This window comes from Photobacterium sanguinicancri (assembly GCF_002265265.1).
GTDB lineage: Bacteria > Pseudomonadota > Gammaproteobacteria > Enterobacterales > Vibrionaceae > Photobacterium > Photobacterium sanguinicancri.
On the sequence record NZ_NOIF01000011.1, the window covers coordinates 41,078 to 51,772 of the forward strand.

Annotated in this window: 8 protein-coding genes; 2 read left to right on the forward strand and 6 right to left on the reverse strand. The window is 42.8% G+C overall.

Annotation, left to right across the window (positions count from 1 at the left end):
• Positions 1–120: 120 nt before the first annotated feature.
• Entirely contained in the window at positions 121–1,122 is a 1,002-nt protein-coding gene (locus ASV53_RS03495) for a hypothetical protein (protein ID WP_094956122.1), read from the reverse strand.
• Between the two features lie 615 nt (positions 1,123–1,737).
• Here ASV53_RS03495 and pykF point away from each other — a divergent pair.
• On the forward strand, positions 1,738–3,150 hold the full coding sequence (pykF, locus tag ASV53_RS03500; protein WP_062691776.1) for a pyruvate kinase PykF: 1,413 nt from the start codon (positions 1,738–1,740) through the stop codon (positions 3,148–3,150).
• A 287-nt stretch (positions 3,151–3,437) separates the two neighbouring features.
• Complete coding sequence (locus ASV53_RS03505; protein WP_062691774.1) at positions 3,438–4,091, forward strand: GntR family transcriptional regulator; 654 nt, start codon at positions 3,438–3,440, stop codon at positions 4,089–4,091.
• A gap of 37 nt (positions 4,092–4,128) precedes the next feature.
• Here ASV53_RS03505 and ASV53_RS26095 read toward each other — a convergent pair whose 3' ends face one another.
• From ASV53_RS26095 to leuO, 5 genes are all read right to left on the reverse strand, one after another.
• Positions 4,129–4,260 carry a hypothetical protein gene (locus tag ASV53_RS26095; protein ID WP_048899495.1) on the reverse strand — a complete coding sequence of 44 codons (132 nt, stop codon included), beginning with the start codon at positions 4,258–4,260 and terminating at the stop codon, positions 4,129–4,131.
• 306 nt (positions 4,261–4,566) lie between these two features.
• Positions 4,567–5,064, reverse strand: a complete 498-nt coding sequence (gene ilvN, locus ASV53_RS03510; RefSeq protein ID WP_062691772.1) for an acetolactate synthase small subunit — start codon at positions 5,062–5,064, stop codon at positions 4,567–4,569.
• Positions 5,064–6,782, reverse strand: coding sequence for an acetolactate synthase 3 large subunit (locus tag ASV53_RS03515; RefSeq protein ID WP_094956123.1), 1,719 nt, complete (start codon positions 6,780–6,782; stop codon positions 5,064–5,066). The genes ilvN and ASV53_RS03515 overlap by 1 nt, the downstream gene beginning before the upstream one ends.
• 651 nt (positions 6,783–7,433) lie before the next feature.
• The gene (locus ASV53_RS03520; RefSeq protein WP_094956124.1) at positions 7,434–9,245 is read right to left on the reverse strand and encodes an AMP-dependent synthetase/ligase; all 1,812 of its coding nucleotides are present in this window, start codon (positions 9,243–9,245) and stop codon (positions 7,434–7,436) included.
• 290 nt (positions 9,246–9,535) lie between these two features.
• Positions 9,536–10,489, reverse strand: coding sequence for a transcriptional regulator LeuO (gene leuO / locus ASV53_RS03525; RefSeq protein ID WP_094956125.1), 954 nt, complete (start codon positions 10,487–10,489; stop codon positions 9,536–9,538).
• Between the last annotated feature and the right edge of the window lie 206 nt (positions 10,490–10,695).

A 10,695-nucleotide genomic window follows, 5' to 3' on the forward strand; every position in this document is an offset into this window, starting at 1 on the left:
TCTTCGCGCCTATGAAGTGTCTTACCAGAACACAAAATAGAAAAAGGCCGAAGGGACTGTAATCCTTCAGCCTTGTTATTTTAGATGATTGTCTCTATTTACTGGTTTTTATACAACTCATTACTTATTGACGAAGAACCACTTATCCATAAAGTCATTTAGTGGTTTAAAGGCAGGACTAGCCCAGCTCACATCTGTCGCTTTACCTTCGCCCAGCTTGCCACTATTGGTAAAAGCAGCTCCCTTGGAACCTTTTAATTCACCAGCAGGCGTATTCTTTCCAGGCTCAACCTTGTACTCATAAACCGTCCCCAGCAGTGCACCAGGGTTAAGGTTCAGTTTAACGGTATGCACCATATCAGGCTTACCATTAGCAATATCATTACCTTCATCATCAATACTTGGTTTGGCGGGGTCGTCTGGGTGACTCAAAATGCATTTACTCGGTGTATCAACCGCACGATCTGCGCCTAACTGCTGATTCCCATAATTACACTCATTAAAGGTCAAGTATTCAGCTGCACCAGCTTCACTTTTTTTAGCTTTTAAAATACGCTTGAACTCCCCATAGGCAGAGGTCAATTCTGAGCCGACCGCAGAGTTACTATTACCATCAATGTAGTAATCATATACCTGCATCATCTTTTGGTAGGTTGTTGGGTATAGCGTTTCATCTTTACCTTGGTTGGTGTAAATCAACTCAATCCCTTCAATGGTGAGCCCTTTTACCTTCTGGCTGTTTAAAGCGAGAACAAACTCACCTAAAGGCCCGTTCAACTGCGCCTCACCTTCAACAATACCAATAACAGTACGTTTATTGGCAAACTGTTTACGTACCTCGTCATGTGCCCACTCCATCATGTTCTTCACTCGCTGAATAACACGTTGCTGCTGTGCATCTGTCGTCGCCTTATTGACTTTAAGAATATAAATCCCTTTCTCAAAGTGGCAATTAGGCACATCAGCTTTCACTGAGCAATTTTCCACCGAAGAATATACATTGACCTTAGTGGTGGTTGGTTTTGTTGGCGTTGGATTATTGTTGTTAGAATCGTTAGCACCACCACAACCAGAAAGGGCGGAAGCAATAACTACTGCTACTGTCGTACGGCTTAAATACATAAAAGTCCTTGTTATAAAAAGAGTGATACACCTATGGGTCATTTATCTTTTTTTTTGACCCATCACTTACAAGCAGAATATTACTACAATACAAACCCATAAAAAACACTGTTGTTTTGTGTGATGTATTACCGACTCCACCCAAAGATCCGAAGTAATAAGCAAGCATCCTTAAAGGCTTAAGAAAGATAAGTTTGAAAAAAAGCACCACAATTGATAAATGACAAAACTTTTTTGTTGGAGTTGGGCATAATCAGCCACCTCTTTGTGAAATGTTGATTAACGTCACAAGGTGTTAATAGAATGAAACCCTGCTATAATCCTCCACTTGTTTGAGTGCAGCTTTTATGATTGGGATGATTGAAAGTTAACCTATTTTTAACGCAGTTCTGTATTTTATGTTTCGTTACACAAGCAAGTACAATGCTTGTGTAACGCAATATTTTTGTAACACTTTTGCATTACTACAGTTTTTAACGATAGTAAGTTTCGTTTATTTGAACTGCCTCTCGTTTTGTAGTCATTTTTCAACATATTTGATCACTGACTTTCATGTATAACACTGTGGTTTTTTAAATTTCCCTTGGGTTTAAGTTTTTCCGGAGAGTATCCTCAATGAAAAAGACCAAAATCGTATGTACGATTGGACCAAAAACAGAATCAGTTGAAATGCTTACTAAACTAGCTAACGCTGGTATGAACGTAATGCGTCTTAACTTCTCACACGGTAATTTCGATGAGCACGGTCAGCGCATCCAAAACCTACGTGACGTTATGGCTGAGTCTGGTAAGCCTCTAGCTATTCTGTTAGATACTAAAGGTCCTGAGATTCGTACTATCAAACTAGAGAACGGTGAAGACTTCCCTCTAGTTGCTGGTCAAGAATTCACATTCACAACTGATATTACAGTTGTGGGCAACCAAGATCGCGTTGCTGTGACTTACCCTGGTTTTGCGAAAGACCTTCAAAAAGGCAACACTATCTTGGTTGACGATGGTCTAATCGAGATGGAAGTACTTGCAACAACTGAAACTGAAGTTAAGTGTAAAGTACTTAACAACGGTGACCTAGGTGAGAACAAAGGTGTTAACCTACCTGGCGTTTCTGTAAACCTTCCAGCACTATCTGAAAAAGATAAAGCTGACCTTAAGTTTGGTTGTGAGCAAAACGTTGATTTCGTTGCTGCATCTTTCATTCGTAAAGCATCTGATGTAATCGAAATTCGTGAGCTTCTAACAGCTAACGGCGGCGAAAACATCCAAATTATCTCGAAAATCGAGAACCAAGAAGGTGTTGATAACTTTGACGCTATTCTTGAAGCTTCTGACGGCATCATGGTTGCTCGTGGCGATCTAGGTGTTGAAATCCCAGTTGAAGAAGTTATCTTCGCGCAGAAGATGATGATCGAGAAGTGTAACCGTGCACGTAAAGTGGTTATCACTGCAACTCAAATGCTTGATTCAATGATCAAGAACCCACGTCCAACACGCGCAGAAGCGGGTGATGTTGCTAACGCAATCATGGATGGTACTGATGCAGTAATGCTTTCTGGTGAGTCAGCTAAGGGTAAATACCCTATCGAAGCTGTAACTATCATGGCTCAAATCTGTGCACGTACAGATTCAGCACTTAAAGCAGAGCTAGGTTCTCGCCTAGATAGCTCTCGTCTACGTATCACTGAAGCGGTATGTAAAGGCGCAGTTGATACTTCTGAGAAGCTAAGTGCTCCACTTATCGTTGTTGCAACTGAAGCGGGTAAATCTGCACGTTCAGTACGTAAGTACTTCCCAACTGCAAACATCCTAGCAGTAACAACAAACACTAAAACAGCTGCACAACTTGCACTGACTAAAGGTGTTACACCTGTTGTTGTTGATTCAATCGACAGCACTGATGCATTCTACGGTCGCGGTAAAGAGCTAGCGCTTGAAACTGGTCTAGGTGCTAAAGGTGATATCGTTGTTATGGTTTCTGGTGCTCTAGTACCATCAGGCACTACAAACACAGCATCTGTACACGTACTATAAGCCTAGCTTTTTGTACAATCAGATTTAAATGGGAGCCTTATGGCTCCCGTTTTTTTATCTGTTATCTTTGACGTTATCATCGCTGAACCCTCGCTCGTCCTCACATTTCAAATGTTTGCTTATCGCTCTAATTTCATATAAAACATATACTTTCAACTGCGCGCTTGATACCCAACAGGTATATACCGCCCTGTGATAGCCTAATTTGCCGTACAATGCATAATAATATCCCTTTGCTTGCCACTGGCATGACATAGAGGGAATATAAAACTCATAAGAGGAATTTTGTGTCTAGCCCAACTTTGACCAATCAAGTCACAGAGGTGATTCGACAAGACATCTTGCTCGGCGAACTAGCGCCCGGCCAAAAACTTGTTGTTGCCGATTTAAAGCAACGTTATAACGTTGGTGCATCTCCGATCCGAGAAGCTTTAGTCCAACTATCTTGGAAAAAGTTTGTCCGATTCGCTCCTCAAAAGGGATGCTGGGTTTCCCCTATTTCTTTAGCTGAACTCGAAGATTTATTTGAGACTAATTTGGTACTTTCTCGTGTGCTGATCGAGCGAGCAATCCAAAATGGTGATGAGGCATGGGAAATCAATATTTTGACAAGTTACCATAAACTCAGCCGGATCAACCCAGCTGAATCTGAAGTGGATTTTGTCGAGTGGGAACAACGCCACAGCCAATTTCATTTAGCACTGTTAGCGGGAAGTAACTCCCCTATCATGCTCGATTTATACCGTGAAGTGTATGACCAAATAGAGCGCTATCGTCATATTTGGGTATGCCGTTCTCGTGATTATCAAGAACGCTATCATGATAATGGTGAACATGAAGCTATGATGAAAGCAGTGCTGAATAAGGACACCGAGCAAGCATTAACCTTGCTCAATAGTCATTTCCAACGGGCCGTTGAAATGATTAAAGCCTATCTGTAGGTCTGATGTTATAGCTCGATCGGGCGATCGAGCTTCATCACCAACCAAAAATATCTCTGTGATGGGTATTTAGTAGCAGCACCACCAGCAAAAAATATATCGCACTGACATTAAACCCCAGCAATAAAGCGGTTAACGCCGTTAAGCGTACTAAGAATTTATTGATCATTGTTACTACTCCACCAGCGAGTATCCTTTCACTTTGATCGTACCGCATCCTAATAATTAACCTATCCGCGCTGCTCTATATCGAACCTACGACTTTAGTCGATATAAGCACTTTATCGCCCGTACAAAAAGAGACGCTAGTTTACGCCCTTTCTTGTGTTGTGCGAATTTTAACCTTCTACAACTTTAGTCTAATACTACCGTCATAAATTTGCTAAACAGAAATAGCACCCTCTCAATCGCTCAAAACCAACCAACAAAAAAAGCCACCATCGTTGGATGGTGGCTTCGTGAACGTCTTTTATAATTAAGCTTTTAGCGCACGCTCCCCTCGAGCTACGCCAACCACACCACTGCGGGCAACCTCAATAATCTCTGTCGCTTCACCAACGGCAGAAATAAACGCATCAAGCTTGTCACTCGTTCCTGCAAGTTGAATGGTGTAAATCTGAGTCGTCACATCAACAATCTGCCCACGGAAAATATCCGCGGTGCGTTTCACTTCAGCGCGAGCAAAACCACTGGCCTTTACCTTCACCAGCATCAGTTCTCGTTCGACATGTTCGCCTTCCGTCACATTGCTGACTTTCAGAATATCGATCAGTTTATGAAGCTGTTTCTCTATTTGTTCCAGCGCGGCATCATCTTCCACATTGGTGGTGATATTCAGTCGGGATAATGTTTTATCATCCGTCGGGGCTACGGTAAGTGATTCAATGTTATAACCACGCTGAGAGAACAAGCCAACAACACGTGATAATGCCCCAGATTCATTTTCTAATAATACTGATACTATCCTGCGCATTATGTTCTCTCCGTTTTACTTAACCACATTTCACTCATTGAGCCACCACGGATCAGCATCGGGTAAACGTGCTCAGTTTCATCCACACTGATATCAATGAAAACCAATTTATCTTTGAGCGCCAGTGCTTTTTCTAACTCACCTTCCAGTTCTTTCGGATCCGAGATCCTGACACCTACATGGCCATAAGCTTCAGCAATAGCAGCAAAATCAGGCACTGAGTCCATATAAGAATGTGAATGGCGCCCTTGGTAGATCATATCTTGCCACTGTTTTACCATCCCCAAGAAGCGATTATTCAAATTGATAATTTTCACTGGGATATCGTATTGCAGCGCTGTCGATAGTTCTTGGATATTCATTTGAATACTGCCATCACCTGTGACGCAAACCACTTCGGCATCAGGCAAGGCAAACTTAACGCCCATTGCTGCAGGTAGACCAAATCCCATGGTGCCTAAACCACCAGAATTAATCCAACGACGCGGTTTATCAAACGGATAATACAAGGCTGCAAACATCTGATGCTGGCCTACATCTGAGGTGACATAAGCATCACCATTGGTCAGGCGATAAAGAACATCAATCACTTGTTGTGGTTTGATACGATCACCCGAAGCATCGTAGTTTAAGCACTTACGGCTACGCCATGTTTCGATATCCGCCCACCAGCTTGCAGCCGCATCCTGATCATTCGTTGCCTCTTGATCGGACAATAGTTTAAGCATGCAATTAAGGATCGTATCAGCTGAACCTACAATTGGAATATCCACAGCAATTGTTTTCGATATTGAAGATGGATCGATATCGATATGCATGATCGTTGCATTAGGACAGTACTTTTCAACATTATTGGTCGTACGGTCATCGAAACGCACCCCAATCCCAAAAATAAGGTCGGCATTATGCATGGCCATATTGGCTTCATAAGTACCATGCATGCCTAGCATTCCTAAGCAGTTTTTATGAGTCCCCGGGAAGGCGCCTAGACCCATAAGGGTATTAACAACAGGAATGTTTAGCGATTCAGCAAGGCTCAGTAGTTGCTCACTACAGGCTGACATAATTGCACCACCACCCACATATAGCACGGGCTTTTTCGCCGCTAATAAGGCTTTAAGACCGCGCTTAATCTGCCCTTTATGACCTTGAGTGGTTGGGTTATATGAGCGTAGTGAGATATCTTCTGGGTACTGATATGGGTATGTTTCCGCTGGATTCAGCATGTCTTTAGGGATATCAATAACCACAGGCCCAGGACGGCCGCTCGCGGCAATATAAAAGGCTTTTTTGATGATCGCAGGAATATCTTCAGGCTTCTTAACTAAAAAGCTGTGTTTCACGACAGGACGAGAAATACCCACCATGTCACACTCTTGGAAGGCATCATTACCAATAAGATTACTCATCACCTGACCAGAAAAGACCACCATGGGAATGGAATCCATATACGCCGTTGCAATACCGGTAATCGCATTAGTAGCACCAGGGCCTGAAGTCACAAGGACAACCCCCACATCTCCAGTTGCACGGGCATAACCATCAGCCATATGAACCGCGGCTTGCTCATGACGTACGAGGACGTGCTCTATATCGCTTTTTTCATGCAGTGCATCGTAGATATCGAGCACCGAACCACCAGGGTATCCAAAGATGTGTTTTACGCCTTGATCGATCATTGAACGAACAATCATATCGGCGCCGGACAACATTTCCATATTTCTTGCCTCCAGGTCAGTGTGACCAGCCTATATAGCTAATTCTTCCAACTAAGCTGCGATTCTCACCACAAGACACTGGTATGAACATCATGTCTTCATACGCCTGCTTGATTTGCGATATATCGGCTCGCTGTGCATTACCCTGTGATTGATGACGTAATCCATTAACGACAAGACAAATACAGGGTGCCAAATAAATAATTAGCTATATGGGCTGATACAACATAGTTAGGGCTTACTTTTAGCCTAAAGTGAATTTTTCGCGCTATGTTTCCGCTTAATCTGATAACAGATAACGGACAACCGTAATAACTGTAACGTTTTATTAGCATTTAAGTCTATGCGCAAAAGTCACTATGCGTTATTGCTCTACCATTAATAAAAATTCATCGAAATCATCTGGGTGTGGCTGTGTTGAATGGTGTTTATCGCTAATAAATACGCCATACGCAGAGTATGCTAATTATAAAATAGCGGCGTTACGGGAAAGCGATGGCAGATCGTATTGCTGTAGCAAGATAAACAGCGGGGAGTGATAAGCAGAAAAATGGGGGGCAAGTAGAAAAAGAAAAGGAGCACAAGGCTCCTTTTCAATAGGGGATTTTCAGTTGCGTCTCCACTGGCATTAGCAGTATTGCAACCTACTGACTATTTAGCTTTTTTGTGACTCTCTTCGTACATGCGTTCAATTTCTTGATGGTAACGATCATGAATCACTTTACGACGCAGTTTCTGCGTTGGCGTCAGCTCACCTTTATCCATCGAGAAGGCTTTTGGCAACAAAGTAAACTTCTTCACTTGCTCAAAACGCGCTAAGTCTTTTTGTAGCTCAGCGATACGTTGATCAAGGAGTTCTTTAATTTCCGTTTTCTTCAGTAGGTCGATGCGGTCTTTATATTTAATATTCAGTTCGCGGGCATGCTCTTCCAGCGATTCAAAACACGGAACAATCAATGCAGACACAAATTTACGCGTATCAGCAATAACCGCAATTTGCTCGATAAAGTGGTCTTTACCAATTTTACCTTCAATCACTTGTGGTGCAATGTACTTACCACCCGATGTTTTCATCAGCTCTTTGATACGATCAGTAATATATAAATTACCCTCAGCGTCAAACTCACCAGCATCACCGGTTTTCAAGAAACCATCTTCAGTGAAGTTGTTTGCGGTCTCTTCCGGCATTTTGTAATAGCCGCGCATTACCATTGGACCACGGACTAAAATTTCGTTGTCTTTGCCAATTTTCACTTCAGCGCCTGGCATAATCACGCCGATAGAATCAGGATTAAAGTTATGATCACTCCAGCATGAAACAGTCGCTGTGGTTTCTGTCATGCCGTAGCCCAGCTTCACGTTAACACCGATAGCATGGAAGAAACGGCCAATGGTTGGATCCAGCTTCGCGCCACCACATGGCATGAATTTTATCTGACCACCAAGCACGTCACGGAGCTTAGACAGCACCATTTTATCTGCCAGCTTATGCGCACGCTTCAACATCGCTGAAGGTTTGCGATTCTCTTGATGGCATGCAGCCATACGCGCGCCCATGTTCACAGCCCAAGTAAAAATCAATTTACGGTGGAAAGGAGCTTTAGCGACTTTTTCATATACAGAAGAGTAAATTTTTTCATAAACACGCGGTACTGCCGCCATTACATTTGGCTTAACATCCGCTAGAGCTTCACGCACTTTATTGGTATCGCTTAAATAACAGTTCACCCCACCACGGTGCAATACAAAGAAAGTCCAAGCACGTTCAAAAACATGTGATAGCGGAAGAAAACAAAGCGAACTATCGCCTTCATCTAACGCTAAGTTCGTATCATGGCTCTCTAATTGCGAGGCAATATTGGTGTAATCCAGCATGACGCCTTTCGGTGTACCAGTCGTACCCGAGGTGTAAATGAGTGTCAGCAAATCGTCCATTGCGATGTTATCAAGACGCTCAGTTAATGCATTTTCTGCTTCAATTGAGTGTTCAGTAACAAACTCACTTAAACGGCTAACTAATGGGTGATCCGCTAATATAACGTCATCACACATCACAACAATGTGCTCTAGCTCAGGGCATTGTTCTGCAATTTGCACAGCAGCATCATGCTGAGCTTGCTCACCAACAAACAGGATACGCATATCTGCATTGTTAATGATGTACGCAGCCTGATCGGGCGTACTGGTTGGGTAAATCGGCACGGTTACCGCGCGACAGTACAAGGTTGCCATATCTGCAACTGTCCAGTTCGGCATATTATTGGAGAAAATACCGACCTTGTCTTGTACGTTTAGGCCTTTGGCCAACATTGAAATAGCAAGTTCTTGGATCTGAGCACCAAACTCAGACCACGTGATATCTTGCCATTCATCGGCAACCTGATGACGTAAAGCAGCACGGTCACCCAGACGAGCAATCTGTGTGCGGATACGATTTACTAAATGAAAGTCACGTTTACCCATAACAACCCTGATCTTTTAGCTTACACATGTAAGCTTAACTGAGGTGCGAAGTTTACCTTTGATGGTAAAAAAGGCAACCACTCGCCTTCAAAATTTACTGATTTTGTTGCATCTATCTCACTCTAACCCCTGACCACTACAGGGCTGATACGACTTTTTAATACATTTCATACAAATGTAAGAAAGTAAGACAGCTCAGCAAGCACGTTACTAAAAGAAAGCCCGTTTGTTCCATATAAAACAAAAGCCAGCAACGCTGGCTTTTATTCATCAATAAGCAAAGTGAGTACTTAGGCATGATTGCCACAGATAGACATCAGTTGATCACGCATCCAGATGTGACCTTTGTCTTTTTGTGAAGACTCGTGCCAGCTCAGGTAACCGCTAATGCTTGCCGCTTCAAATGGTAAATCCAGTATCTTTAATTCTAGATTATCAGCAACAGACTCCGCCAACCAACGTGGAGCCACGGCAATAAGATCAGATTGACCAACAACATACATAATGTTGCTCAAGCTCGCGCCTTGGTAAGCTTCTTGGTAAGAGTTATGTTTATTATAAATATGGTCAGCAAACATCTTCACACCAGGCATCGCTTTTAGCAGTGCGTGTTTTTCAGAGGCGAACTGAGATTCAGACACGCTGTCGCTCAAACGCGGGTGGTTTTGCGCGGCAATCACCACAAGCTCATCGCGGAATAACTCTGTACTGCAAAAACCCGCTTCGTCGAAACGTACGTAATCAATCACAAAATCGATTTCTTGGTAACGCATCTTTTGCGTTAGCTTCGCATCAAATTCAGCTTCAAGTTGCATGCGCAGATTCGGCGCTTGCTCAGTAACGGAGCGTAAGATATGCGGGGCAAAACGCATATCAGATGGGCTGCATAGAGCTAACTTAAAGGTACGCGTTGATGTTTCAGGCGAAAAGATTGATGAAGGTAGTTCGTTTTTTACCAACTGCAGTGCTTGGCGCATAGGGCCAAATAATTGCTTGGCACGTTGGGTCGGTTGAATGCCGCGACCATGGCGAATAAACAATTCATCATTAAACATCACTTTTAAACGCGCAACCGCATTACTAACTGCGGGCTGAGACATGCCTAAGTTATGTGCCGCTCGTGTGATGTTCTGTTCTTGCATTACGGCATCAAACACTGTGAGCAAATTAAGATCTACACTACGTAGGTTTGACTCCATTTTATAACCATCAACAGAGTGAATAGCTGAACTTCTGCGTGTCATTTTTTAGCCTCAATTTTGAATGAATATGAGCGTTATATTTGAGATGGTCATCAATACTAAAAAACAACCACACTTAAAAATCATTACATCCCATCGTTGGGATGCGCTCAGTATTGTCCAAACAGATTGATGAAACCAATAGGCTAACAACACGGTTAATCGCAATTAACCACACAAAACATAAAATCAGAATATAAATTATTTAA

Excerpts from the sequence above, each read along its gene's own strand:
- ASV53_RS03520 (WP_094956124.1), bottom strand. The coding sequence starts at position 9,245 with ATGGGTAAACGTGACTTTCATTTAGTAAATCGTATCCGCACACAGATT.
- ilvN (WP_062691772.1), bottom strand. The coding sequence starts at position 5,064 with ATGCGCAGGATAGTATCAGTATTATTAGAAAATGAATCTGGGGCATTA.
- ASV53_RS03515 (WP_094956123.1), bottom strand. The coding sequence starts at position 6,782 with ATGGAAATGTTGTCCGGCGCCGATATGATTGTTCGTTCAATGATCGAT.
- pykF (WP_062691776.1), top strand. The coding sequence starts at position 1,738 with ATGAAAAAGACCAAAATCGTATGTACGATTGGACCAAAAACAGAATCA.
- leuO (WP_094956125.1), bottom strand. The coding sequence starts at position 10,489 with ATGACACGCAGAAGTTCAGCTATTCACTCTGTTGATGGTTATAAAATG.
- ASV53_RS03495 (WP_094956122.1), bottom strand. The coding sequence starts at position 1,122 with ATGTATTTAAGCCGTACGACAGTAGCAGTAGTTATTGCTTCCGCCCTT.
- ASV53_RS26095 (WP_048899495.1), bottom strand. The coding sequence starts at position 4,260 with ATGATCAATAAATTCTTAGTACGCTTAACGGCGTTAACCGCTTTATTG.